This window comes from Bernardetia sp. Wsw4-3y2, assembly GCF_037126295.1.
GTDB lineage: Bacteria > Bacteroidota > Bacteroidia > Cytophagales > Bernardetiaceae > Bernardetia.
The window spans coordinates 2,377,802-2,401,768 of the sequence record NZ_CP147017.1; the positions used below are offsets into that span (position 1 = coordinate 2,377,802).

A 23,967-nucleotide genomic window follows, 5' to 3' on the forward strand; every position below is an offset into this window, starting at 1 on the left:
CAAATAAAGAATCTTATAGTTGATGAAAAGGACAATTAGTATACTAGTTACTGGAATAGGAGGAAATGTTGGACAAGGCATTTTGAGAAATATACAGGCTTATGCAAAAGAAAATGAGCAATTTAATTTTCGTATTATAGGTATAAACGTAATACCCATTTCGGCTGGAAATCATCTTTGTGATAAAACCTATGAAATAGAATATGCTTATGATGAAAATTATATTCCTTCAATTATTGCTATTTGTGAGACTGAAAAGATAGACGTTGTTTTTCCCAGTACAGATTATGAAGTTTATTATTTGAGTAAAAATGCTCATAAATTACCTAAAATGGCTGTTTCTCCTACAGAAACAAATGAAGTTTTTTTAGATAAATACAAAACATGGGAGTTTTTCGCCAAACATCAAATTCCTTTTGCTCATTCCTATTTACCTTCTACCTATCCAAAAAACGCTTTTCAATCCTATATACTCAAGCCAAAAGAAGGAAGAGGTTCAAGAGGAATACATATTAATCCTAAGAATATAAAAGATTTTAGTGATGACTATATGGTTCAAGAGTTATGGACAGGAAAAGAAATTACTTGTGCCTTCTATGTTACTCGCCAACAAAAATTGCATGGATTTATTACCTTTGAAAGAGAATTGCAAAGTGGAGCAACTGCTTTTTGTGAAGTGATACAAAAATATGATTCAGAATTAGAGAAAATCATTAAAAAAATGATGCTTCATTTAAAAATTGTAGGTTCTTGTAATATTCAAGCTATTGTTACTGAAGAAGGAAAAATTATGCCTTTCGAAATCAATGGAAGAATATCAGGAACAAATTCTATACGCTCACAATTTGGATTTAAAGACATAGAATACATACTAGAAGAATATGTTTTTGATAAAGAACCGACTGTTCCCAAAATTACAAAAGGAAGTGCAATACGTATTTTGATGGATATTATTTATCCAAATTCAGAACTGAAAGAACCTAAAAACAATCAAACAGACCATTTTATTTATTAAAAAATGCCTTACAATTATATATTTTTTGATGTTGCTAATACACTACTTCAAAAACCTCAACTATTTGCAAAAATACATCAAGTATTAGTAGAACACGGCTATGAAATAGATATTCATTATCTGAAACGTATTCATAAACTTCTTAGTGAAACTATTATTTTTCCTGACAAAACATCTAAAGAATTTTATCATCATTTCAATACAGAGTTACTGTATGCTGTAGGCATTTTACCAAACTTCAAACTCTTAGAAGATATTTTTGCTGCCTGTACCTATATGGAATGGCAACCGTTTGATGATACAGATTTTCTCAATCAAATTACTATACCAACAGGTATTATTTCAAATTGGGATATATCTTTAGAGTCAAAATTAAAATCTTACTTTAATTGCGATTTTTTTGCAATTTATGGTTCACAAAAAGAAGGATTAAAAAAGCCCTCTTTAGATTTTTATAAAAAAGCAATAGAGAAATTAGAATGTTCTCCTAATGAAATTCTTTATGTAGGAGATTCGATAAAATTAGATACAGAACCTGCACGCAAATTAGGTATAGAAGCTATTTTAGTAGACAGAGAAAATGTATTTCCTTATTATAAAGAACCCAAAATTAATTCATTACATCAACTTTCTACATTTTTAGATTGATTCATTTTTAGATTATGTTAAAAGACAAATTGCTTTCTCTAGTTGTTCCTGTATATTTCGAACAAGAATGTATTGAACAATTTATTTACGAAACTACAAAAGTATTAAAAGAACATGCTATCAATTACGAAATCATTTTTGTTGATGATGGAAGTAAAGATAATACAGTAGAATTGATAAAAACACAAGCTCTAAATAATACAAACCTCAAATTAGTAGAATTTTCATACAATCATGGCAAACAAGCAGCACTTACGGCAGGAATAACCTATGCTAAGGGAGATTATTTGCTAATGATGGATCCAGATTTACAAGACCCTCCTATAGAAATCCCTAACTTTATAAGAAAAATTGAAGAGGGATATGATTTGGTGTTTGGTGTACGTAAGGAGAAAAAAGACAATATTATAAATGTGATTTTTTCTAAACTTTTTTGGTGGATTTTAGAACATTTTACAGGGCTTAATCTACCTAGAGGTTTAGCTGTTATGCGTATTTTTAATCGTCGCTTTACAAATCAGTTTTTAAAATACAATGAGTCTAGCAGATTTATAGAAGGAATGTTTATGCATGTTGGAATGAAACAAACTACAATTACCATCGAACAAAGAGAACGCTTTGCAGGAGTCAGTAAATTTAACTTTAGCCGAAAACTCAACCTAGCCTTTGATGCTATTTTAGATTTTTCAGACCTTCCTCTCAAAAATATCATTCGTATAGGTTCTTACATGGTTGTTTTAGGGTTCTTTGCAGCTTTTTTTATTGTCATTGCCAAACTTCTTCTTATTGACTTTCAAATGGGGTGGGCTTCTATTATGGTCTCTATGCTCATTGGATTTGGAGTTCAATTAATAATGGTAGGAATTGTTGGAGTTTATGTAGGTAAGATATATAAGCAAGTCAAACAAAGACCTCTTTACTCAGTCAAAACAGTTACTAATTTAGAAGAAAAATGAAAATAAAGTTAGCCATTATTGGAGCAGGAGACTTAGGACAACTTATTGCACATCATGCTAAATCCTGTGATTTTGAGATTATCGGTTTTTATGATGACTTTCAGACACAGCAAAGTGCTGACAATAAATTTATTCTTTTAGGTAAAATTTCTGACATAGAAAATGATTTTAAAGTAAATAAGTTTGATGAAATTAGTATTGCCATAGGCTATAAACATCTTGATTTTAAAGAAAAATTGCTAAAAGATTTAATTTCAAAAAAAATTCCATTAGCTTCTATTATTCATCCTTCTGCCTATGTAGATTCTAGTGTAAAAATAGGTAAAGGAGTTGTTATTTTGCCTCATGTGACTGTGGATGCTGGTTGTAAGATAGGTAATGGTGTTTTACTTAATACAGCTGTTTGTATTGCCCATGATACTGAAATAGAAATATGTTGTTTTGTTGCTCCTTCGGCAGCTTTAGCAGGGTTTATCAAAATAGAAAAGAGATGTTTTATAGGAATTAATAGTACTATTATAGATAATATTTCTGTTTGTCAAGATACACAAATTGGAGCAGGTTCTGTTGTTACTAAATCCATTACAGATAAAGGTCTGTATGTAGGAGTACCTGCTAAAAAAATAAAATCATAAAACAACAATAAAAATAATGGATAATAATAAAGAAGGACGAATTTTTTTTAAAGGACTAAATGAACTTAGGGCTATTGCAGCATTAGCAGTTGTTTTTCATCATATTGAACTTTATAAACGAATGGGAGATTTGCCATCCCTCTTGGATATTACTTATTTTTCTTATTTTATATCTACAATAGGTAAAAATGGAGTTTATTTATTCTTTGTTTTGAGTGGTTTTTTAATTACTTATTTATTATTTGCAGAGCAAGAAAGATACGATAAGATAAATGTAAAAGATTTTTACGTACGAAGAGTGCTTCGTATTTGGCCTCTTTATTATATGATTGTTTTTTTATCTTTTTTTATTGTACCTCTGCTTCCCGATTTGCTTCCCTTCTTAAATGGCGAAACAAGTTATATGAATAGAATAAATATCATTTCTGATTCTTTTTATTTCAAATTAGGTCTTTTTTTAGTGTTCTTTTCTCATATTGCTCTATCATCTGGATATTATATAGCAGGAGCATCTCAAACTTGGTCGGTTAGTGTAGAAGAACAATTTTATCTTTTTTGGCCTATTTTATTGAAAGTATTTAAGAAAAATATAATCTATGTTGCCATAAGTATTATTGTCTTTAGACCATTAGGAGTAAAACTTTTAAATTATTTAGTAAACCATTATCCTATATTTGATTTCAAACTATTTCAATATCTACTAATTTATTTTGAAACATTTCCTGTGCATTTTATGTGTGTAGGAGCTTTATTTGCCTATCTATTTTATTATCATAAAGAAATTGTTCTTAAACTATTCAGCTATAAAATTATTGTCTTTGGACTCTATATCTCAACAGGTATATTACTTTTTTATCCTATTCGTATTCTGCATCACGGACTTCCTGTATTATTTGGAGGAATAATACTTCATGTAATTACAGCAAAAGGAGTATTAGAAAATCAAAAAACAATTTTGAATTTTTTGGGTAAAATTTCTTACGGTATCTATATGTATCATCCTATCATAATGTTTTTATGTTTTGGTTTAATAAACTCATTAGGTATTCAAAATTTAGTTTTATATAATATTTTGGTTTATTCTTCAATTATTTTTCTAACTATTGGAATAAGTTATTTGTCGTATACTTATTTTGAAAAATACTTTTTAAGTTTCAAACATAAATTTTCTAAAGTAAAAAGTGGAGAGAACTAAAAAACAAATCTATTTTGTGTCTTTTTTGAAATAAAGTTTATAAGTTTACATAAATAGCATCAGTAAATTTATTTGTCTGTAATATCTTTATCTTACTCATTTAATTATGAACCCTATAACTTTCAATAAACCTTATATGACAGGTAAAGAAACGGAGTATATTCGTCAATCTGTCGAAAGTAAGAAAATCTCTGGAGATGGTATGTTTACTAAAAAAAGCCATCAATTTTTTGAAGAAAAATATGGCTTCAAAAAGTGTTTACTGACCACCTCTTGTACAGACGCACTAGAAATGGCAGCTCTGCTTATTGATTTGAAAGAAGGAGATGAGGTTATTATGCCTTCTTATACATTTGTTTCTACTTCAAATGCCTTTGTTTTGCGTGGTGCAAAAATTGTTTTTGCAGATAGTGAAAAAGACACACCAAATATTGATGCTGATAAAATAGAAGAACTCATTACTGAAAAAACAAAAGCAATTGTAGTTGTTCATTATGCAGGAATGGCTTGTGATATGGACAAAATAATGTCAATTGCAAACAAACACAATCTTTTTGTTATTGAAGATGCAGCGCAGGCTGTAGATAGTTTTTATAATACAAAACCTCTTGGAAGTATCGGACATTTAGCTGCTTTTTCTTTTCATGAAACTAAAAATATTATTTCAGGAGAAGGTGGAATGTTAGTCATCAATGATGATAGATTTATCAAGCGAGCTGAAATTATTAGAGAAAAAGGAACAAATCGTTCTGCTTTTTTCAGAGGAGAGATAGATAAATATGGTTGGGTAGATATTGGTTCTTCCTTTTTGCCTTCTGATATTATTGCAGCTTTTTTGTATGCACAGTTAGAAAATTTGGAAGATATTCAAAAGCGTAGAACTGATATTTGGAATAAATATTATGAAGGGTTGAAAGAGTTAGATAAAAAAGGAGTAGTCAAAATTCCTCAAATTCCTAACTATGCGACCAATAATGCACATATGTTTTATTTAGTTTGCAAGAATATTGAAGAACGTTCTGCACTAATTTCAAAGTTAAAACAAAATGATATATATGCTGTTTTTCATTATTTATCTTTACACAAATCTCCTTTTTATGGAGACAAACACGATGGAAGAGAACTTCCAAACTGTGATAAATATGCAAACTGTTTGGTTCGTCTTCCATTTTATTACGAATTGAAAGAAAAAGAAATACAAAGAGTAATCAATACAATATCAGAATTTTATTCTTAGAGAAATAGATATTTTCAATAAAAAAGCCGTTTTATTATTCCACAAAAGAATAACAAAACGGCTTTTTTACCTAAAAATTTATTTCTTAAAGGCAACTTTCAGACTTACCAAAAGCATCACAATAGCAAAAGCTGCAATTGCTCCACCCCAAAACCAGTAAGGTAAAATAAGAAGATTTGCAATAGCTTGTGTATCTGAAACGCCCAATGAGCCAGCATTGTCACTAAACATATAATCTAAACTTACAAAAGCACTTGCCCAAGCCTGTACTCCCAAAAACTGAACTACAAAAGGTTTATATGAGTGAGGTAATTTGAAAGCACAAGCCATAATAACAGCTCCCCAAAGCCCCACAGCAACAACTCCAAAAATAGAGCGAACCCAAATAACAACAGATAAAAGCAGAACTGCCCCCAAAATACTCATAGCTATTTTTGCACCTTTTTGAGTACGACCAGCCATAATCAAAATAGCACCAACAATAGGAGGTGACATAAGTCCAGCAGCAGCTACCCAAGCCCTAGACATTATACCAGAAGTAGCTGTATAAGCTACTCCCGAACCATTTGGAAACATGTCTAAGTGAGAAAATTTCCCACCCCAAATAAGACCCATAAGTCCGTGTCCCATTTCGTGAAACCAAGTACCCAAAATTAAAAAAGGATAACTTATATATTGTCCATAAGGAACATTAAAAAGAACTACTGTAATAACAGCAGCGATTAAAAGTCCTGTAAGTGAACTGTGTTGAGCAGCTTGAGAATTTTTGGATGATAAAGAAGTATAATCTTTGTCTAAGGCTGAATTTTTCATGTATTTAATTTATAAAGTTTAAAACTGTATGCTTGCCACTTTGCTTAACAATGTATGGTATAATTTACGAAAAAAATAGGTAAAAAGTTGGAAAGTACAACTAGGTGTTTTAATTCCTAACGTTTTTTTTGAGGATTTTGTGTTTTTTTATACTTTCCTTGCTGATAAGAAATGAAATATTTCTTGATAGACTGCTAGAGAATTTATAATTTTATTGAACAGAATTTTATTTTTTAAGTAACTTGCCTTATCATTTTTATCCTACCAAATCCTTAATCCTACTATTAAATGAACACACTTACTCCACTTCAAGAACGAAAAGCTAGACGCATGTTTGAAGTTTTTGATATGAATAATGATGGAACTGTCGAAAGAAATGATTTTACTTTGATTTTAAATAAACTAGCTGAAGTTGTTCCTTTTTCTCGGCAGTCAGAAACCTATCGTGGACTCAACTATCTCTATCAAAATCGTTGGAAAAAGATGCTTTTTTTTGCTGATAGTGATAAAAACGAACAAATTAGTATAGATGAATGGGTCGCCTATTGCAATTCATTGATAGAAAAAGACTCGTATGAAGAAGATATTTTACCTATTACTTGTTATGTAATTCGTCTTTTTGCAGACCAAAATAAAAAAGAAGATTTTAAGATAGATGTATCTGTTTTTGAAAAATTTTTTGGAGCTTATGGAATTGATAAAGAGCTTGCTCAACAAACATTTGAGAAATTAGATATAAATAAAAAAGGATATTTAACAGAAGAACAAATAACAAATTATTGGAGAGAATTTTATGAAAGTAATGATGAAAATGCGTTAGGAAATTGGTTTTTTGGAAAATATTAGACTATAGAAATTAGATTGAAATTCATTTATAATTAATCACTGACCATTAATAATTAAAGAAATTGATAACACAAGTAGAAAATCCAGTTTTAGAAATACACGACCTTACAGTTAGCTATGAGCGCAAGCCTGTTCTTTGGGACATCGATTTGAGCATCCCAAAAGGTTCTTTAGTAGGAATAATTGGTCCTAATGGAGCAGGAAAATCGACACTCATAAAAGCTGTCATGGGACTTTTGCCATTGAGTAGTGGTTATGTAAAACTTATGGACAAAAATCTTGATGAGGTAAGAGACAAAATAAGTTATGTTCCTCAACGAGAATCTGTCGACTGGGATTTTCCAATTTCTGTTTTTGAGGTAGTCTTGATGGGACGTTATGGCAAAATGGGATTGATGCGTCGCCCATCTAAAAAAGATAAGGAAATTGCTTTGCAATCTTTGGAACAGGTCGGAATGAGTGCTTTTGCTTCTCGCCAAATTTCACAACTTTCTGGAGGACAACAGCAACGAGTTTTTTTGGCTAGAGCTTTGGCACAAGAAGCAGATTTGTATTTGATGGATGAGCCTTTTGTGGGAGTAGATGCAGCTACTGAGTCAGCTATTATTACCCTTTTGAGAGAAATGAGAGAAGCAGGCAAAACAGTTATTGTTGTTCATCACGATTTGCAATCAGCAGCCGAATATTTTGATTGGGTGGTACTTCTCAATATGCGTTTGATAGCTAGTGGACAAACAAAAACAACACTTACAAAAGCTCTTTTAGAAGAAACGTATGGAGGAAGACTGACCGTTTTGTCAGAAGTAGGCGATTTATTAAAGAAAGCACAATTTCCTTCAAGGGAAGATTAATTCAATTTTTTAAATTTCATAAAAACTATGCAAATCCTTTTTATTTCAGACACACATGGACAACATAAAAGCCTTAAACTGCCAAAATTAGATGTAGCAGATACAGAAAGTACGATGCTGATTCATACAGGCGATATTAGCAAAAGAGGAAAAGAAGATGAAGTAATAGATTTTTTGAACTGGTTTGAAATTCAAGATTATACCTACAAAATTTTTATAGCAGGAAATCATGATTTTTTGTTTGAAATGAATCCTACTTTAGCCGAATCTCTTGTTCCTACAAATTGTATTTATCTCAATAATTCTTCTGTGGAAATAGAAGGAATCAAAATTTGGGGTTCGCCCATTACTCCTCGTTTTTATGATTGGGCTTTCAACTGTGATAGAGGGGAAAAAATTAGAAAATACTGGGAGCAAATTCCATCTGATACAGATATTTTGCTTACACACGGACCTGCTTATGGAATTTTAGACCAAACGATACAAGGTTTGCAAGTGGGTTGTGAAGAACTTATCAAATTTGTAGAAAAAATAAAGCCCAAAATTCATGCTTTTGGGCATATTCATGAAGCATACGGAAAATCAAATAATTCTGATACCCTATTTATAAATGCTAGTGTTTTAGATATACGTTACAAACTTACAAATCAGCCTATTTTAATTGACTGGGATAAAAATCAATCTTGATTTTTTCGTTATAAAATTAAAATATGATTATTATTTCTAACTTTTGTTCTCATTTTCTAATGAATTATTGATTTCAATCTGACTTTGAGCAGTAATCAATTTTTGATTAGGTTTCAAAAACTCTTCATACAAATTTGCTTGACTAACAGATTCAGGTGTAATCAAGAAAAACTCATCATGTTGATTAAAAACAGGCTCATCTTCTGAACGCTCGTATTTGTAATAATTGCTGTCTTCATGCAAAATGTAGCTATTCATTGTATCTTTCAGATTGTAAGAAAGTAAATTAATAGCTTGTTGAATGGCATTTGGATTTAATAATAAAAACAGAGACTCAATTCTTCTATCAAAACTACGCACCATAGCATCAGCACTACCGCTATAGATTTTAGGGTCTCCATTATTATGGAAATAGAAAATACGTGAATGCTCTAAAAAGTCACCTACAATCGAACGAACATTAATGTTTTCGCTTAGTCCTGTTCGTTTTGGTCTCAAACAACATATTCCTCTTACAATTAACTCAACAGGAACACCTGCTTGTGAAGCCTCATAAAGTGCATCAATAAATGCTCGGTCTTGTAATGAATTGATTTTAATACAAATTCCTGCTGGAAGCCCATCTAAAGCATTTCTAGTCTCATTCTGAATGAGTGCAATAAGTTGATGACGCATAAAGTTAGGCGCAGTCAGAAGTTGTTCGTAACGGTCTGGGTCAGAGTGTCCTGTAATAGCATTGAAAAACTCTGACACGTCTCTTGCATAGATTTCATTGGTTGTCAAAAGTCCAATATCTGTGTAAAGTTTGGCAGTAGATTCGTTGTAGTTTCCACTAGACATATGCACATAACGCACTACATTTTGTCCTTCTTTTCTGACAACTAACATAATTTTTGTATGTGTTTTGAGCTGTGTAACTCCATAAATCACAAAACAACCTGCTTGCTGTAATTTCTTCGCTTCTCTAATATTATTTTCTTCATCAAAACGAGCTGTAACTTCAAAAAGCACAGAAACGTGCTTTCCATTTTCAGCAGCACGTAAAAGAGCGGATGTAATTCTTGAATCTTTTGCTAGTCTATAAATTGTCGTTTTGATTGCCAACACATTTGGATCTTCAGCAGCTTCTTCTATCATTTCCAAAACAGGTTCCATACTGTTGTAAGGGTGATGAAGAACAATATCCTCTTTCTTTATTCTATCAAAAATGCTGTCATCATGTCGTTTTTTCTGTGTATTTTCTTCTTGACGTAAAAATGCCAATGGCTTGACAGGTTCGTGAGGTAAAGGCAGGAATTCTGATAAATCTTTATGTCCTACAATTTGCCAAAGGCAAGTAAGATCAATGAGTTTTTCTACTTCAAAAACATTATCTTCTTCAATATCCCAACGAGATTTCAAAAGACTAAGCATCCACGTTGAATAATTTTTTTCTATTTCCAAACGAACTACTCGTCCTGTTTTTCTTGTTTTGAGTTTTTGTTTTACTTCCTGTACAAAATCTACTTCCATATCATCACTTTCATCAAGCGTAAAATCGCCATTTCTAGTAATGCGAAGTAAACTCACACCCAAAATATCTACATTTCTAAAAAATTTATAGACGTATTTTCTGATAATTTCTTCAATTGGTAAAAAGATAACTGTTTCGCCTCGGTGCATTTCGAAAAAACGAGGAAGATTTTGAGGAATTTGAATAAATGATACTTTTCTGCTTGCTTTGCTTGCTCCTTTAATATTGGTAACGACACCAAAGACCAATAATTTGTTCATCAGAATTGGAAAAGTATGGTAGTTGTCATACACCATTGGCGTAAGCATTGGAAAAATAGTATGCTGAAAATAAGCAGCTACTGCTTCCTCTTCTTCTTGCAAAATCTCTTCTCCATCAATAATTCTAAAATTATTCTCACCACATTTTGGAAGTAAATCGTGTAAATATTGATATTGTTTTTGGACAAATTCCTGACTTTCGTGTAATAATTTTTGACGAAATGGAAGTTCACGTAATCCCGAATAGTCAAGGCGTTGTTTGTTATAATCCATGTAATTATACAAACTACCTACCCGAATCATAAAAAATTCATCTAGGTTAGAAGCTGTAATCGCCAAAAATTTGAATTTCTCCAAAATTGTACGACGCTGTGCCGTTACTTGGTCTAAAACTCTATAATTAAATTGTACCCAACTCAAATCACGACTTAGGTACTGACTTTGTTCGATTACTTCTTCTATTTTTTCTGGCGAAATCATATTTATTATCTTCTTAGATTATTCTTCAATCGGGATTGGAAAGGCTTTTTTACACTAAAAACACATCTTTTTATAAAGATTAGCTAGAGCAGTTACAAATTACAAAAAAAACTGTGTATCAATCAAGTTGTTTTAGTTTTTTGATAAAACTAGAGTAGAAACAAAATGCAAAATTACGATTTCTATATTTGTCCGTTTATTACGAAAATGTTACGATTTGATAAACCTTATCTAAAAAGAACCAATACAGCTTTGTGGTCAGAACCTTCAATTGGAAGTGTTTGTCTGTGCAAAATCTCAATATCCTCAGAATGCCAAACGTGATCCAATTGAGTTTGCATCAAAAAAGGAAAAGAACTATTCCAAGTGGGTTGAAAACCAAAGTTTTCTTGGGAATCTTTTAGCCCTGAATTTTTTAGAAATTTCTTATAGTCAGCAGAGAAGGGAGAGCAATTAAAATCTCCTACTAAAAGAGTTTTCTCTTTTTTAGCAGCTACAGACGAAATTTCCCTTAAATAATTATTTCTTCTATCATATGCTTCTGGACTAATTGGAGGAAAAGAATGAGCTATCAAAATTGCAGTTTGATTGACATCTTGGACATAAATACAAGGTTCTTTCAGTTTTTGGTTACTAATGTAATAGTTAATATTAGGATTAGTCATTGAATATGAGTTTGCTTGTTTTGCTTTTTTTTGATTGTGAACCGAATCCAATAAAATAGATTCTACAAAGGAAGTTTTTGAATAAATTCCCATTCCAAAATTATCTTCTCTTAGTTGCGAATAGTGAGCAAAATAGTTCTGTTCTATTTCATTTAACTCTTCTTTCCATTTCTGATTTAATTCTATAATTACAACAAAATCTGCATCAGTATTTTTTATTGTTTCCTTTACTTCTTCATAATTCCTATTTGAACTAAGCACATTCATTAAAAGTAAACTTTTTACAGTTGTATCATTTTTTATTTCTCGTTTCAGATTTTCAGAATATTCGATATCAGTAGGACTTCCCGAATACAAATATTCATAGGTTTGAAAGTTTTTCCAAAGTGAATAAGAATTGTACGAAAACTGAGGAGAGTTGTACCAATTGATTAGCAGAGCAGCAAAAGGAAATACTAAAAATAGCATGTCAATCTTTTTTTGAATAACAAAAATACCACACGCCACTAAAAGGATGAAACTTAAAACCGTCCACAACATTCTAAAATGAGAAAACAAATCGCCTAACCAAAAAGGAAAAAGACTTAAAAAACTAGCGCAGAAAAATAGAAAAGGAATAATAACTAGAATTCTTTTTTTGAACATTTCAGATTATTTTTTTAACATTGTAACACAACTATACTTTATCAAATGAAATCAAATATACCAAATAAAAACGCTGTTTTTCCTTTAGAGGGCTACGAAAGACTTTGCTTTTTAAAGAATATCATCAAAAATCCAAATATAATTGTGGGTGATTATACCTATTATGATGATTTTGAAGATGTCAAAAATTTTGAAAATAATGTAAAATAATGTAAAATACTTATTTGATTTTAGTGGTGACAAACTCATCATTGGAAAGTTTTGTATGATTGCTTCAGATGCAAAATTTATTATGAATGGTGCAAATCATCTCACAAAAGCAGTTACTTCTTATCCTTTTGCTATTTTTGGAAAAGATTGGACAGGTGCAATGGAAGGAAAAAAATATCCTTACAAAGGAGATTTAGAAATTCAGAATGATGTTTGGATTGGTTACAATGTAACTATTATGGCAGGAGTAAAAGTAGGCAATGGAGCAATTATAGCAGCTAATTCAACTGTAACTAGCGATGTAGAACCCTATAGTATTGTTGGAGGAAACCCTGCAAAAGTAATTCGAAAACGATTTTCAGATGCTCAAATTGAGGCATTATTAAAGATACAGTGGTGGAATTGGGAGATTGAAAAAATTACTCAAAATGTAGAATTATTGACTGATGATAATGTGGATAAATTTATCGCTCTTCATTCTTAAATAGATGTCGTTGTGATTATTTTAGCGAAGCGATACCAACAACCTCGCAATCTATCTTTCATTCAATCGCTTTTCAATTTGTTCTAGTGTTTTTTTGTCAGCTTCTTGTCCTGTTTTGGCTATAATTTCTTTATATTTTTTATAGGCATTTTGGCTGTCTTGTAAGCGTTCCAAGTTGTAATAGGCATTTCCAAGTTGAAGATAAGCGAGAGCAGAAGTAGGTGTGATTTGAGTCAATTTCTTATTTATTTCTACAGCATCAAGATATTTTTTGGATTGAAGAAGAAGGCTTCCATATTTTTCTAAAATTTGAATGTATTCCTTTTGAGAAAGCTCAAAGTTATTACTTTTAAAAAGCTCTTGTAATTGCTGTGGAGTTTCAATATTCAATAAAAATTCTGTTCCCCAAAACTCAAAAATACTTTCTAAAACAAGTGTTGCAGAATCATATTTTTGTTGTTTTTCTAGTCTTTGCAAAACCGAATAGGTTTTTTTGAGTAGATGAATAGTTTCAGTTTCTACCTGCATGTAATTATGAGGATAGGCAACTTGTTCGTAAAAATTTACAGCTTCGATAATATTACCTTTTTCTACTGCTTTTTGGGCTTTTGAAATAGATTCGACTGAGAAATCAGTGGCTGTTTGGTCTTCAAAATTGAGCATATTTTTAGCTAAATCAAAATTAAAGATTCCACAAATAACAGTTGCTTTATAACTCTGTTCTGAACAAATAAAAATCTTTCCGTCTCTGTAATACGACTCTGTTTTTTTGTAGGGATTAAATAAAAAATCAGTTGGAAGTTTTGCTAATTTTTTAAGATTACCTTCATTACTAAGTCCATATAAATATTGTTCTTCATTTTCTGAAGCAGCTCCTATATACAGATTTTTTGTATTATTGGGCAATAATTTTTGAGGAAAAGAATCAACTTTCATATATAAATAAGTGCTCAAATCTTTTGGTAAATCTTTTTTGAAACTTTCCAAACCTCTATTTCCTTCTTGATTTGGATTATTTTTTTGAAGGCTTTTTGCTTCTTCTATCATTTCACTCATTGACTCAGAAAGCTCTTGAGCTTGTGCTTCACTTACCTGTAAATTACTAAGAATGGTTTCAACAGAATCGTTATAAGCAGCAAAGGAAACGCTATCAATCTCTTTTGTAGTATAATTATTAGATGTAGATGGTGTTAAAAGTGTATCAGAAGCCATTGTAGTATTCATGTCTTCTGCATATTTTGTTTCCTCTGTATTACACGCTATACAAGAAATGACTAGCAAAATTGCAGGTATGGTTTTACAAAAAAGAAATTTCATTGTATCAATCATTGTAGTACTAATTATGCTATTTGTCAAAATCTAGTGGGTTAGAAAAATTTCTTCTGTATTTTTTTAGAGTGTTTGTAGTTGATTTATAACTTTTATTATACAATTTTCGAGCAATTTTATGTAACGAATCATTTTTATAGCTTTAAATCTCTCCAAATTCTATTAGCAAGCATTTTTTTACGATGAAATGATTTAATAATAAAATGTTTTTATTCAATTAGATTCAATTTCAGAAATTTCTTTTTCTATGTCTTTACGTTGCCAAGGGAAACGACCTTCTAGTTCTACTTGCAAAGAAAGGCTTAAAAAAGTACGAATCAAAACAATTAATCCTAAAGTAAGAACTTGATTTAGAGTAGGTTCGGTTACAATAGTAGAAATAATATCAGCAGCAACCAAAATTTCTAAACCTAATAAAATAGCCTTTCCAATTTTTTGTCTGACAAGTGTATATTTATCTTGATTGGTTTTGGTCAGAGCAAGAAAAAAGGCATAAAAAATTCCTAAAATAATCGTCAAAATCCCCAAAACCTCAATAGAAATGGCTACGTAATGAATATAATGTCTAATTAATTCCATAAAATAGAGTTTAAAAAATAAATGTATTTGGAATTAACATTGAAGATAAGTTTTAGTTTTTAAAGAATTATCTACTTTTGCTAATCAAAATATATCTTGTATTCATTAATCACTAAAAATTAACCACTAATCACTACCAAAATGATAGAAATGTACACCGACGGAGCAGCACAAGGAAACCCAGGGCGAGGAGGATATGGAACAGTTTTGATGGCTAAATCGCTAGGATTACGAAAAGAATTTTCAGCAGGTTTTCGCTGTACAACCAATAACAGAATGGAACTTTTGGCTGTCATTATCGGCTTAGAAGCTCTAAAAAAGCCAAACATGAAAGTAAAAGTTTATTCTGATTCGAAATATGTAGTGGATGCAGTAGAAAAAAAATGGGTATTGGGGTGGGAGAAAAAAAACTTTATTAATAAAGGAGAACCACGCCTAAATGCAGACCTTTGGAAACGTTTTTTAGAGATTTATAGAAAACATCAAGTAACTTTTCAATGGGTAAAAGGACACGCAGGAATTCCAGAAAATGAGCGTTGTGATGAATTAGCTGTGGCTGCTGCTTCAAACTCAAATCTTCCTGCTGATGAATATTATGAAAAACATCAAATGAAGTAAAAGGCGTTTTTATTAGTGTCGATTCACTAAAACACCAATAGGTTAAAATAAAACTGATTTTCAAACTTTTTATACCTACAAATAGATTAATAAAAAACTTTCACTATTTATTACTTTTATAATGAATGAAATAGAAGCACGCAAAAAATACTTTGAAGCGATAGGAAATGAACGCAAAATTGAAAGACTTTTAAAACAATTACAAGAAATAGAAAATCCCTCTGCACTTTTATTGGCTTATTGTGCTGCTTGTGAGTCTATGATGGCTCAATTTTCTTGGAATCCTTATACAAAGTTAGCACAAGTTAATAAGAGTTTTGACTTGTTTGCAGAAGCTATAAACGAGGATTCTCAAAATACAGAAATTCGTTTTTTACGTTTTTCTGTGCAGCATAATGTACCCGATTTTTTGAGGAAAAATAGAGAGTTTGAAGAAGATAAAACTGTTTTAGTAGAAAATTTTGATAAAGCTGATTTTGATACAGAATTTCGTACTTTTCTTATTGGTTATTTGAAGGATTCGGGGCGTTTTGAGAAAAGTGAATTGGAGGTTTTGAGATAAAAGTAAATACGTTTATAATTCATCTTTAAGATTATAAACTTTCTCCCAATCAATTTCGCCAGTATTTCCTTCTAAACTTTGAAAAACATTAGTAGACTCAAAATAAGTTCCGTACTGCATTTTTAAAGGATTAAAACCACTTAAAAGAGAATGATAAAATAATGATTTTAAAGATTCGCCTTCATCATTATCATCAAACCAACCACTTTCTTTATCTATTTCAATGAGTTCTTTTAGACTATAATTTTTGAATAAAAACTCCCAGCCTTTATCAGAAATTGATGCTTGTAGAATTTGGCAATAATCAAATAATTCAATTACTTTATTTTTTACAATCAAATCTTTCTCAAAATACTGAGTTCCTTCATATGGATATATATGAAAAGCTAAAACATCTAGTTTCATGTTTTGGGATAAAAAATTGTATAACAGACTTCCTAGTCTGTTTGAATTATAATTTTATTTCCTGCCATTGTTGGTGTCTCCACCAAAGACAACAAAACAGGCTATTTAATAATCTTAGAAATAGCCTTAAATTGCTCCGTTCCTGCTGCTTCACAAAGCTCAAAAAGCACAGATTCTACACTTGTAAAAGCTACTTTATTTTGTAATCTCAAAACAGAAATACTTTTATTTTCTTCACTTCTAGAACCTACTGCATCCAGAACCAAAGCAACATCAAATCCTTCTGCACACAAGTCTAAAGCTGTTTGAAGTACACAAATATGGGCTTCTATTCCTGCTAAAATGATTGTTCTTTTTCCACTTTGTTCGATAGCTGCTGCCAGTTCTAGATTTCGCATACAACTAAAAGTCATTTTTTCGAAAGTAGGAATATCGTTTAGTTTCTTAGAAATAGATTCGATGGTTTTTCCGAGTCCTTTTGTGTATTGTTCTGTAACAATAATTGGAATATCTAAAACCTGCATTCCTTCAACAAGTTGATTGAGTTTTTTTTCTAATTCAAAATGCTTGTCTATATGAGGAAATAATTTTTCTTGTACATCAATGAAAAGTAAAAGGCTATCGTCTTTTTTGATTTGCATGTTTTTTTAATTTTCAATTACGAATTACGAATGATATTTCTTATTCGTAATTCGTAATTTTAATAATTCGTAATTGATTTAATTAACTACTTTTTGCGCTACGAGTCATTTGTTCTACCATATCCCACATTTCTTGAGGAACGTGTTCTAACATAGAAAACTGTCCCGAACCTTGTGCTACTTCGCCTCCATCAATCGTAATAATCTGACCATTGATATAAGATGAATAATCAGAGATAAGATAAGCAGCAAGATTAGCCAACTCTTGATGGTCACCTACTCGTTTGGCAGGAACACGCTTTTTAATATCAAATTTGTCTTGTAAATTTTTTGGCATCAAGCGTTCCCAAGCTCCTTTAGTTGGAAATGCCCCTGGAGCAATACCATTGAAACGAATGCCATATTTTGCCCATTCTACAGCCAAAGACTTAGTAAGAGCCACTACACCAGCTTTAGAAGTAGCTGAAGGAACAACATAACCCGAACCTGTCTCAGCATACGTAGTTACGATACTCAAAACTGTCTTAGGGTTAGCATAATTATCAGCCTTTCCTGATTCAATCCAGTATTTTCCGAAAGCAAGGGTACAATAATACGTTCCTTTCAAAACAATATCAACAATTGTATCATAAGCACGATGCGATAATCTTTCTGTTGGACTGATAAAATTTCCTGCTGCATTATTCAAAAGACCATCAATACTTCCAAATCTTTCAACAGAATCTTTAAGCATTTTTTCGATTTGGTCGTAATCACGTACATCACACGCTAAAGGAAGTACAGTTCCACCTGTTTCTTCTTCCATTTCCTTAGCTGTTGCTTCCAAAACATCTAATTTACGGCTTGTAATGACAAGGTTAGCTCCTAATTTTAAAAAATATGTTCCCATCGAACGACCTAAACCTGTTCCACCACCTGTAATAACAAAAGTTTTTCCTTTGAGTGCATCTTCACGCATCATAGGATGTGCGTAGGTTGGTTTTTCGTTTTCCATAGCTATATTAAGTTAAGTATATAAATTATTTTTTTGTTTTATAGTTATATTATTGGTTAATTTTTGTGTAAGATAATAGATTTTGTAAGTAGAAGCAATTTTTTATTTGATTTCTCAAATCTTACGATACCCCACCAAATAATCTGTTCTGCTACTCATCGGACGGTAATAAATAAAAACATCATAGGCGTTTTCAGTTTGTCTATAATTGTTTTCTAAAGGTGAATAATCTATTTCTTTTTTATCATTTGTAGTTGTGTAGAAATAATTATAAATTCCTTGTTTCAATAAAACTTCTGCTGTATAATATCCACCTTTATTCACGTAATTCATCTTGAAGAGTGGATTTATTCTCCAATCTGTCAAGCCTCCAATTATATACACATCGTTATCTAATTTTTGAGATTTCAATACAAAATTTACATACGCATAATCAGCTTCTGTTTCAGATTGCTCTGCTCTTTGGCTGTTTTCTATATAAAATTGTCCATTGAAATCTTCTAAGCGAGTTCCGTAAGCTAGATTTGCTCTTGATTTTTCTTTTTGAAGAAAAACATGGTCGCTATTTTTTTGATAACGCACACTATCTACTCCCCAACCAAATTTTCTTTGTGTTCGAATATCAAATAATCTAAATTCATTACTCCCCAAAAAACGCTGAGATTCGGTTAGAGAACTAAACTCTAATGTTTTTTGAAAGTCTTTTACAAAAGTAGGTTTCAAGTCATAAATCGCATTTCCCCAACGATAATTTTGCCTTACAACTACTTCAAATTGTGTATTTGGGTTTACTACACCTTTCACACCTGTATAATTTACTGAAAGTTTGAACTGTTGATAGATAAGAGAATTTTCTCCACCCACAGATGGAATTTGCTCAAAACCAATACTTGTTTTTTCCTCAAAAACCATAAATCGTTTTGTCAGAATTAGGTTTTCTTCATCTTGATAAAATACTTTTACTACATAATTCCCTGAAATTTTTACTTTTGGGATTTGAAATTTATAATGCACGAAAGGCACTTTCGTATTGATAGAAAAATCATAATCACGTATTAAAAAATCATTATAAACACTCAAATATTCCATATCTGGAAGTGTACTTTCTGTCCAATCCGATTCACAACGAATAATTTTAGCTTTATATACTCGTGCATCACTTGCCAACTCATCAAAAGTGAGAAGTAAAGGGGTTTGCTGTGAAAGTGGTATAATTGGCTGCTCTAATTGAGCAGCCTGTGAAGGTTGTTGATTTGGATAAAGCCGAACCGTTTTGATATAGGGATCATAGATAAAATCTTCCGTTTTGAAAGACATATCATCATAATAGGTTTCTGTATTTTGAGCAAAAACAGTAGTGATATTGAGACTACAAATAATTGCTAATAAAACTGTAAATAAGGTTAGTTTAAATTTCATTTTGTATAAAGTTATGTATGACAGACTTCCCAGTCTGTTGGTGTAATATATTTTTAACAGATTAGGAAGTCTGTTATACATTTTATTGATATTCTTCAAAGTATTTTTCTGCTTCTTCAAATGACATTTTTTGACTTTTGATTTTTACTTCTTTGCCATTTTTGATTGTGAATTCTTCTACAAAGTCATCTTCTGTTTCTGTTCCATAAGTTCGTTGTAATCTCCTTATTTCAACTAAATTATCCCCTTTCCATTTATTTATAGTTTTTGCATAAATTCCATAAGCACCTCCGTGAGTAAATGAAGTTACAGTTTTATTGCCATTATTAACCAATAGTTTTTCTTCTCTTGTCGAAAAAGCTGTTGTATTTTTATTCAAATCTTGTTTAATAAAAATATGGTAAGTTGCAATATCTCTACTAGCCATATAAAAAGGACGTGAAATAATCAAATCTAATTTACCATCAAAATCCATATCTCGTCTATAAATTTCTGCACCAAACCAACTTCTAGAGCTTGTAACTATTGTAGTAGAGAGTTCTAATTTATTATCCTTTTTTACATAAATGTATGTTGGACATTCCCAAAAATCTATCGAATCCATTAAATCTAAATACTTACTATCTAAAATTACAAATTCTGGAAATTCAGCTTGTGCTTGTACAAACATCGCATTTGTAAAATAATTTTCTACAACCGTATCTTTTTCAAACTCTGTAACATTCAAAAAATCTATCATAGAATCTAAAGACAAACGAAAAATAGAATCAAGTTGCACATCATTATAATCGTTAAAATTAAAAGATTTATTAGTCGCAATATTTTCTTTTAGTTTTTTCTGCCCTTCCGTAAAATAAGTTTTTTCATTATCAACAACAGATTTTCTGTTACAAGAAAAAAAACACAGAATTGACAGGATTAATAAAATATAAAATTTCATTTGATATTCAGTATAACAGACTTCCTAGTCTGTTGGGATAATAGAATCTTATAAATCGGATTTAACTTTGATACATTTCAAAAAATTGGGATCTAAATGGTCAAAATCATTATCAGTAGTAATAAGTATGGCATCTAATATAGTTGAAACAGCAGCTATCCAAATATCATTCTTGCCCATATTGCGAGCTGAAAAATTACTTTGCATTGTTTTTAATCTACCTTGACTAAAAGCATCTATTTGAGCATACATCTTTGTAACATCTTTTGAATGAATATCTGCAACTATATAATTTTCTAGCAATTCATCTAATAACTTTATTTTTCTTTCTCCCCAACCATTTCTAGTAGCTAAAGAATAGATTTCTCCTTCTGTAACTACACATATAATTGCTGTGTTATCTTTCAAAAAATCTTGATAAATATACTCTTTAAACTCTTCACTTCGCATAGAAAGCAAAATAATATTTGTGTCTAGTACGTAATTCATATATCTGCTAATAATTGTTCGATAGGTTCAGTAATATTTAACTCTTTTGATAATCTAGTATAATTTTGATAATCAAAACCTTTGTAATTTTGCTCTTCTATTAAATCTTCAATACGCAGTTTTTTACGCATAGGCTTTAAGATAGAATGTGTTTTGATTTGATTTTTCCAAAAAAGCTCTACTTTTTCCAAAAGATTTTCATCTTGAAGCAACAGAATTTGATGTACTAACCAATATTTTCTTGAATCTAATTGTGATAACATACTATTATTAATTAATGGTGTAACTAAAAATATCAAAAATAAAGAGAGAATCAAAGTTTTTTACGCAGACTGGGAAGTCTGTTATACAGTTTTTATTTGTCTAATAACCTTCTATGATAATTGATTTGTCCTAAATGGTAGTTGAGATGAGCGTGTAAGTGTAAAAGCAAAAAAGCGTTGGTTTGTTTTTCTATGAATTTTGGAACAGCAGTTTCTGCATGTAATCCTTCTTCACCCAAAGATTTTATTGAAGTATCAACTATTTTGATAACCTCTTCTAATTTTTCAACTAACTCTTTTTTAGGAATGTTTTTTTGAGAAAACTCTAATTCTCTTTGTCGGATATAACCTGTTTTTCCGATTTCTGCACCAATAAAATGATTTAGATTTCCGATAAGATGCAAACAAAGATTTCCAGCAGAATTGAGGATTTCGCCATCTAATTTCCACAGGTTTTGTTCGTTTTTGTAGCTCTCAATTTCTAGTTTCACTCTTTGTATATCTCTTTCAAAAAGTGTGCGTAAGGTTTGGTTGAGTGTCATTTTTGGTTTTTATTAATTTTTTGACTTCCTAGTCTGTTGAAAACAATTTTATACACAGACTAGGAAGTCTGTGATACTTTTTAAAATTCTTCTTCTTCAATAAATTTCTGTATATCATTTTTTTTCCACCACTCTTGAAAAACAATAAATGCCCAAACATGATTTTGGTCGTAATCTGTTCCTTGTTTGACTTTTTGTTTTAGATTTTCAGTATAAGCAGGGCTAAAAATGCCTTGTTCTTGTATAAAATCTCTATCCAAACTTTGCTCTACAAGTGGCTTTAAAAGTGTTTGAAAGCCTTTTGCTAAAGGAACATCAAAACCATGTTTTGAACGATTATAGAGTTCGGCAGGAAGAATGTTTTTGAACGCATCTTGAACAATTCGTTTCTTAATTTTTGGATTGATTTTGTATTGTTCTTCAATCTGAAAAGCAAAGTTCACAAGATTATGGTCAAGAAAAGGAACACGAACCTCTAAAGCATGAGCCATCGAAAACTGGTCAGCTTTATGAAGCATATCATTTGGCAAAAGTAAATTCATATCAGCATATAGCATTTCGTTTATATCGCCTTTTTTGCTTTCAGAAATGAATTTTGTGTAATTATTTTTTCGATTTTGGAATTTGTTATCTTCATTTGATAAGTCAAAAACATCAGATTGAAAAATATTTTGGACGTTTTGTTCATCAATAAAACTACTCAAAAACCAATAACGTTCTTGCTTTGATAATTGTGCCGCTTTTGCAAAACGATGTAATTGTCTGAATTTATTTCCCCAAAACGAATTTCTTGATTTTGGTAGCTTTTCTAAAAGTCCTAAATTTCCTTTTATCAGATTTTCTTTCCAACCTGCATTTCTGACTTTATATTCTCCTAAATATTTATTGTAACCTGCAAAAAGCTCATCGCCACCATCACCAGAAAGAGCCACAGAAGCCGTTTGTTTGGTGTGTTTGCTCAAAACATAAAACGGAATAGCCGAAGAGTCTGCAAAAGGTTCACTCAAAAAAGGAAGCATATCAAAAACAGCCTCAAAAATATCAGTATTCGAAAGTGTAAAAACGGTATGATTGGTATTAAATTTTTTTGCAACCAAATTGGCGTAACTCGTTTCATCAAAAAGAGGTTCGTCTTTGTAGCCAATCGAAAATGTATTGAGATGTTTTGTATGGCGAGTAGCCAGCGCAACAATAGCCGAAGAATCTGTTCCACCACTCAAAAAAGAACCAATCGGAACATCCGAAATCAAACGTTTTTTTACTGATTCTTCTAATAAATTTACTAATTCTTTTTGTGCGTTATCATACGAAATAGAATTATAGTTTTGAGTTTCGTAGTTATTCGGAATTTCGTAGTATTTTTCTAAAATAACTTCTTTTTTCTTGATTTTGAGATAATGTCCAGCAGGAAGTTTCAAGACATTTTCAAAAATAGTATGAGGAGCAGGAATATAATGCAGCGAAAAATACAAGCGCAGACTTGCAAAATCTAGCTTTTTAGGAAAACGATATGCCATTAAAGACGACATTTCAGAAGAAAAGACAAATTTATCTTCATCGTGATAATACAAAAGTGGTTTTATTCCAATTCTATCACGAGCTATAAAAATAGACTGTTCTTGATTGTCATAAACTGCAAAGGCAAAAAAACCATTGAGTTTTTCAAGGCATTTTTCTTTAAAACGAATATAAAGTTGAAGTAATACTTCTGTATCACTTTCTGTCTCAAAATCAACATTGTCTAAATCACTCAAATATTCTTTTCTTAACTCTTTGAAATTATAAATTTCTCCATTAAAAACAATCGTATAACGCTCGTCTTTACTACTCATTGGTTGATTGGCGGCCGAAGACAAATCTAAAATAGACAAACGACGATGTCCCAAACCAACAAAAAAATCATTGTACAAACGTTGTGCATCTTGTCCACGATGTTCTAGTCTTTCAGTTGCTTCCTGCAAACGCACCAACGAAAAACGACCAATTTCATTAAAGGCAAAAATTCCTGTTATTCCACACATGTTCAGTTATGAGTTATCAGTAAGC

27 protein-coding genes are annotated in these 23,967 nt (G+C 30.9%); 13 read left to right on the top strand and 14 right to left on the bottom strand.

From position 1 onward, the window contains the following. Positions 1 to 22: 22 nt before the first annotated feature. The 6 genes from V9L05_RS09620 (at position 23) to rffA (ending at position 5,686) form a co-directional block, all read left to right on the top strand. Complete coding sequence (locus V9L05_RS09620) at positions 23 to 1,015, top strand: ATP-grasp domain-containing protein (RefSeq protein ID WP_338815304.1); 993 nt, start codon at positions 23 to 25, stop codon at positions 1,013 to 1,015. Between the two features lie 3 nt (positions 1,016 to 1,018). Continuing rightward, positions 1,019 to 1,663, top strand: coding sequence for an HAD family hydrolase (locus tag V9L05_RS09625; protein WP_338815305.1), 645 nt, complete (start codon positions 1,019 to 1,021; stop codon positions 1,661 to 1,663). A gap of 14 nt (positions 1,664 to 1,677) precedes the next feature. After that, positions 1,678 to 2,619 (top strand): glycosyltransferase, encoded by a 942-nt coding sequence (locus V9L05_RS09630; RefSeq protein WP_338815306.1) that lies wholly within the window; start codon positions 1,678 to 1,680, stop codon positions 2,617 to 2,619. After that, entirely contained in the window at positions 2,616 to 3,254 is a 639-nt protein-coding gene (locus V9L05_RS09635) for an acetyltransferase (protein ID WP_338815307.1), read from the top strand. The genes V9L05_RS09630 and V9L05_RS09635 overlap by 4 nt, the downstream gene beginning before the upstream one ends. Positions 3,255 to 3,270: 16 nt before the next feature. Beyond that, a complete protein-coding gene (locus tag V9L05_RS09640; protein ID WP_338793461.1) occupies positions 3,271 to 4,449 on the top strand; it encodes an acyltransferase in 1,179 nt (392 codons plus the stop codon). A 106-nt stretch (positions 4,450 to 4,555) separates the two neighbouring features. Then, on the top strand, positions 4,556 to 5,686 hold the full coding sequence (rffA, locus tag V9L05_RS09645; protein ID WP_338815308.1) for a dTDP-4-amino-4,6-dideoxygalactose transaminase: 1,131 nt from the start codon (positions 4,556 to 4,558) through the stop codon (positions 5,684 to 5,686). A 78-nt stretch (positions 5,687 to 5,764) separates the two neighbouring features. Here the strand turns inward: rffA and V9L05_RS09650 are convergent, their stop codons facing one another. Then, complete coding sequence (locus tag V9L05_RS09650; RefSeq protein WP_338793459.1) at positions 5,765 to 6,499, bottom strand: M50 family metallopeptidase; 735 nt, start codon at positions 6,497 to 6,499, stop codon at positions 5,765 to 5,767. Between the two features lie 288 nt (positions 6,500 to 6,787). Here V9L05_RS09650 and V9L05_RS09655 point away from each other — a divergent pair, with 288 nt between their 5' ends. The 3 genes from V9L05_RS09655 to V9L05_RS09665 all read left to right on the top strand — a co-directional run bounded on the left by V9L05_RS09655 (position 6,788) and on the right by V9L05_RS09665 (position 8,883). After that, a complete protein-coding gene (locus V9L05_RS09655; protein WP_338793458.1) occupies positions 6,788 to 7,345 on the top strand; it encodes a hypothetical protein in 558 nt (185 codons plus the stop codon). 62 nt (positions 7,346 to 7,407) lie between these two features. Further along, on the top strand, positions 7,408 to 8,196 hold the full coding sequence (locus V9L05_RS09660) for a metal ABC transporter ATP-binding protein (RefSeq protein ID WP_338815309.1): 789 nt from the start codon (positions 7,408 to 7,410) through the stop codon (positions 8,194 to 8,196). Positions 8,197 to 8,223: 27 nt separating this feature from the next. Beyond that, positions 8,224 to 8,883 (top strand): metallophosphatase domain-containing protein, encoded by a 660-nt coding sequence (locus V9L05_RS09665; RefSeq protein WP_338815310.1) that lies wholly within the window; start codon positions 8,224 to 8,226, stop codon positions 8,881 to 8,883. Between the two features lie 36 nt (positions 8,884 to 8,919). Here the strand turns inward: V9L05_RS09665 and ppk1 are convergent, their stop codons facing one another. After that, the gene (ppk1, locus tag V9L05_RS09670) at positions 8,920 to 11,136 is read right to left on the bottom strand and encodes a polyphosphate kinase 1 (RefSeq protein WP_338815311.1); all 2,217 of its coding nucleotides are present in this window, start codon (positions 11,134 to 11,136) and stop codon (positions 8,920 to 8,922) included. A 227-nt stretch (positions 11,137 to 11,363) separates the two neighbouring features. Next, positions 11,364 to 12,446, bottom strand: coding sequence for an endonuclease/exonuclease/phosphatase family protein (locus V9L05_RS09675; protein WP_338815312.1), 1,083 nt, complete (start codon positions 12,444 to 12,446; stop codon positions 11,364 to 11,366). 45 nt (positions 12,447 to 12,491) lie between these two features. Here V9L05_RS09675 and V9L05_RS09680 point away from each other — a divergent pair, with 45 nt between their 5' ends. Then, positions 12,492 to 12,656 carry a hypothetical protein gene (locus V9L05_RS09680; RefSeq protein WP_338815313.1) on the top strand — a complete coding sequence of 55 codons (165 nt, stop codon included), beginning with the start codon at positions 12,492 to 12,494 and terminating at the stop codon, positions 12,654 to 12,656. Positions 12,657 to 12,711: 55 nt separating this feature from the next. After that, positions 12,712 to 13,140, top strand: coding sequence for a CatB-related O-acetyltransferase (locus V9L05_RS09685; RefSeq protein WP_338815314.1), 429 nt, complete (start codon positions 12,712 to 12,714; stop codon positions 13,138 to 13,140). 51 nt (positions 13,141 to 13,191) lie between these two features. On the opposite strand, the gene V9L05_RS09690 is transcribed toward V9L05_RS09685, so the two are convergent. Together V9L05_RS09690 and V9L05_RS09695 are read right to left on the bottom strand one after the other, a co-directional pair. Then, positions 13,192 to 14,457: a hypothetical protein gene (locus V9L05_RS09690; protein WP_338815315.1), complete on the bottom strand. Its 1,266-nt coding sequence runs from the start codon at positions 14,455 to 14,457 to the stop codon at positions 13,192 to 13,194. A 225-nt stretch (positions 14,458 to 14,682) separates the two neighbouring features. Then, positions 14,683 to 15,048: a DUF1622 domain-containing protein gene (locus tag V9L05_RS09695; RefSeq protein ID WP_338793444.1), complete on the bottom strand. Its 366-nt coding sequence runs from the start codon at positions 15,046 to 15,048 to the stop codon at positions 14,683 to 14,685. Between the two features lie 141 nt (positions 15,049 to 15,189). Between V9L05_RS09695 and rnhA the strand changes: the two genes are divergently transcribed. Both rnhA and V9L05_RS09705 read left to right on the top strand, forming a co-directional pair. Next, positions 15,190 to 15,666, top strand: coding sequence for a ribonuclease HI (rnhA, locus tag V9L05_RS09700; protein ID WP_338793443.1), 477 nt, complete (start codon positions 15,190 to 15,192; stop codon positions 15,664 to 15,666). 121 nt (positions 15,667 to 15,787) lie between these two features. Beyond that, positions 15,788 to 16,228, top strand: a complete 441-nt coding sequence (locus tag V9L05_RS09705; RefSeq protein ID WP_338815316.1) for a hypothetical protein — start codon at positions 15,788 to 15,790, stop codon at positions 16,226 to 16,228. Positions 16,229 to 16,240: 12 nt separating this feature from the next. On the opposite strand, the gene V9L05_RS09710 is transcribed toward V9L05_RS09705, so the two are convergent. The 9 genes from V9L05_RS09710 to asnB form a co-directional block, all read right to left on the bottom strand. Continuing rightward, the gene (locus V9L05_RS09710; protein ID WP_338815317.1) at positions 16,241 to 16,633 is read right to left on the bottom strand and encodes a hypothetical protein; all 393 of its coding nucleotides are present in this window, start codon (positions 16,631 to 16,633) and stop codon (positions 16,241 to 16,243) included. 101 nt (positions 16,634 to 16,734) lie between these two features. Continuing rightward, positions 16,735 to 17,274, bottom strand: coding sequence for an isochorismatase family protein (locus tag V9L05_RS09715; protein WP_338815318.1), 540 nt, complete (start codon positions 17,272 to 17,274; stop codon positions 16,735 to 16,737). Positions 17,275 to 17,356: 82 nt separating this feature from the next. After that, positions 17,357 to 18,268 (bottom strand): SDR family oxidoreductase, encoded by a 912-nt coding sequence (locus V9L05_RS09720; RefSeq protein WP_338815319.1) that lies wholly within the window; start codon positions 18,266 to 18,268, stop codon positions 17,357 to 17,359. 114 nt (positions 18,269 to 18,382) lie between these two features. After that, positions 18,383 to 19,687, bottom strand: coding sequence for a DUF5103 domain-containing protein (locus tag V9L05_RS09725; RefSeq protein ID WP_338815320.1), 1,305 nt, complete (start codon positions 19,685 to 19,687; stop codon positions 18,383 to 18,385). An 82-nt stretch (positions 19,688 to 19,769) separates the two neighbouring features. Beyond that, the gene (locus V9L05_RS09730) at positions 19,770 to 20,627 is read right to left on the bottom strand and encodes a hypothetical protein (RefSeq protein ID WP_338815321.1); all 858 of its coding nucleotides are present in this window, start codon (positions 20,625 to 20,627) and stop codon (positions 19,770 to 19,772) included. A 48-nt stretch (positions 20,628 to 20,675) separates the two neighbouring features. Beyond that, positions 20,676 to 21,116 (bottom strand): PIN domain-containing protein, encoded by a 441-nt coding sequence (locus V9L05_RS09735; protein WP_338815322.1) that lies wholly within the window; start codon positions 21,114 to 21,116, stop codon positions 20,676 to 20,678. Beyond that, entirely contained in the window at positions 21,113 to 21,379 is a 267-nt protein-coding gene (locus V9L05_RS09740) for a hypothetical protein (RefSeq protein ID WP_338815323.1), read from the bottom strand. Before V9L05_RS09740 ends, V9L05_RS09735 begins: the two co-directional genes overlap by 4 nt. Before the next feature lie 92 nt (positions 21,380 to 21,471). Beyond that, positions 21,472 to 21,921, bottom strand: a complete 450-nt coding sequence (locus V9L05_RS09745) for a DUF1572 family protein (RefSeq protein WP_338815324.1) — start codon at positions 21,919 to 21,921, stop codon at positions 21,472 to 21,474. An 80-nt stretch (positions 21,922 to 22,001) separates the two neighbouring features. After that, entirely contained in the window at positions 22,002 to 23,942 is a 1,941-nt protein-coding gene (asnB, locus tag V9L05_RS09750; protein WP_338815325.1) for an asparagine synthase (glutamine-hydrolyzing), read from the bottom strand. Positions 23,943 to 23,967 lie beyond the last annotated feature (25 nt).

Bases quoted from the DNA above. Each gene is read 5' to 3' on its own strand.
- V9L05_RS09620 (WP_338815304.1), top strand. From the start codon at position 23: ATGAAAAGGACAATTAGTATACTAGTTACTGGAATAGGAGGAAATGTT.
- V9L05_RS09625 (WP_338815305.1), top strand. From the start codon at position 1,019: ATGCCTTACAATTATATATTTTTTGATGTTGCTAATACACTACTTCAA.
- V9L05_RS09630 (WP_338815306.1), top strand. From the start codon at position 1,678: ATGTTAAAAGACAAATTGCTTTCTCTAGTTGTTCCTGTATATTTCGAA.
- V9L05_RS09635 (WP_338815307.1), top strand. From the start codon at position 2,616: ATGAAAATAAAGTTAGCCATTATTGGAGCAGGAGACTTAGGACAACTT.
- V9L05_RS09640 (WP_338793461.1), top strand. From the start codon at position 3,271: ATGGATAATAATAAAGAAGGACGAATTTTTTTTAAAGGACTAAATGAA.
- rffA (WP_338815308.1), top strand. From the start codon at position 4,556: ATGAACCCTATAACTTTCAATAAACCTTATATGACAGGTAAAGAAACG.
- V9L05_RS09650 (WP_338793459.1), bottom strand. From the start codon at position 6,499: ATGAAAAATTCAGCCTTAGACAAAGATTATACTTCTTTATCATCCAAA.
- V9L05_RS09655 (WP_338793458.1), top strand. From the start codon at position 6,788: ATGAACACACTTACTCCACTTCAAGAACGAAAAGCTAGACGCATGTTT.
- V9L05_RS09665 (WP_338815310.1), top strand. From the start codon at position 8,224: ATGCAAATCCTTTTTATTTCAGACACACATGGACAACATAAAAGCCTT.
- ppk1 (WP_338815311.1), bottom strand. From the start codon at position 11,136: ATGATTTCGCCAGAAAAAATAGAAGAAGTAATCGAACAAAGTCAGTAC.
- V9L05_RS09675 (WP_338815312.1), bottom strand. From the start codon at position 12,446: ATGTTCAAAAAAAGAATTCTAGTTATTATTCCTTTTCTATTTTTCTGC.
- V9L05_RS09680 (WP_338815313.1), top strand. From the start codon at position 12,492: ATGAAATCAAATATACCAAATAAAAACGCTGTTTTTCCTTTAGAGGGC.
- V9L05_RS09685 (WP_338815314.1), top strand. From the start codon at position 12,712: ATGATTGCTTCAGATGCAAAATTTATTATGAATGGTGCAAATCATCTC.
- V9L05_RS09690 (WP_338815315.1), bottom strand. From the start codon at position 14,457: ATGAAATTTCTTTTTTGTAAAACCATACCTGCAATTTTGCTAGTCATT.
- V9L05_RS09695 (WP_338793444.1), bottom strand. From the start codon at position 15,048: ATGGAATTAATTAGACATTATATTCATTACGTAGCCATTTCTATTGAG.
- rnhA (WP_338793443.1), top strand. From the start codon at position 15,190: ATGATAGAAATGTACACCGACGGAGCAGCACAAGGAAACCCAGGGCGA.
- V9L05_RS09705 (WP_338815316.1), top strand. From the start codon at position 15,788: ATGAATGAAATAGAAGCACGCAAAAAATACTTTGAAGCGATAGGAAAT.
- V9L05_RS09710 (WP_338815317.1), bottom strand. From the start codon at position 16,633: ATGAAACTAGATGTTTTAGCTTTTCATATATATCCATATGAAGGAACT.
- V9L05_RS09715 (WP_338815318.1), bottom strand. From the start codon at position 17,274: ATGCAAATCAAAAAAGACGATAGCCTTTTACTTTTCATTGATGTACAA.
- V9L05_RS09720 (WP_338815319.1), bottom strand. From the start codon at position 18,268: ATGGAAAACGAAAAACCAACCTACGCACATCCTATGATGCGTGAAGAT.
- V9L05_RS09725 (WP_338815320.1), bottom strand. From the start codon at position 19,687: ATGAAATTTAAACTAACCTTATTTACAGTTTTATTAGCAATTATTTGT.
- V9L05_RS09730 (WP_338815321.1), bottom strand. From the start codon at position 20,627: ATGAAATTTTATATTTTATTAATCCTGTCAATTCTGTGTTTTTTTTCT.
- V9L05_RS09735 (WP_338815322.1), bottom strand. From the start codon at position 21,116: ATGAATTACGTACTAGACACAAATATTATTTTGCTTTCTATGCGAAGT.
- V9L05_RS09740 (WP_338815323.1), bottom strand. From the start codon at position 21,379: ATGTTATCACAATTAGATTCAAGAAAATATTGGTTAGTACATCAAATT.
- V9L05_RS09745 (WP_338815324.1), bottom strand. From the start codon at position 21,921: ATGACACTCAACCAAACCTTACGCACACTTTTTGAAAGAGATATACAA.
- asnB (WP_338815325.1), bottom strand. From the start codon at position 23,942: ATGTGTGGAATAACAGGAATTTTTGCCTTTAATGAAATTGGTCGTTTT.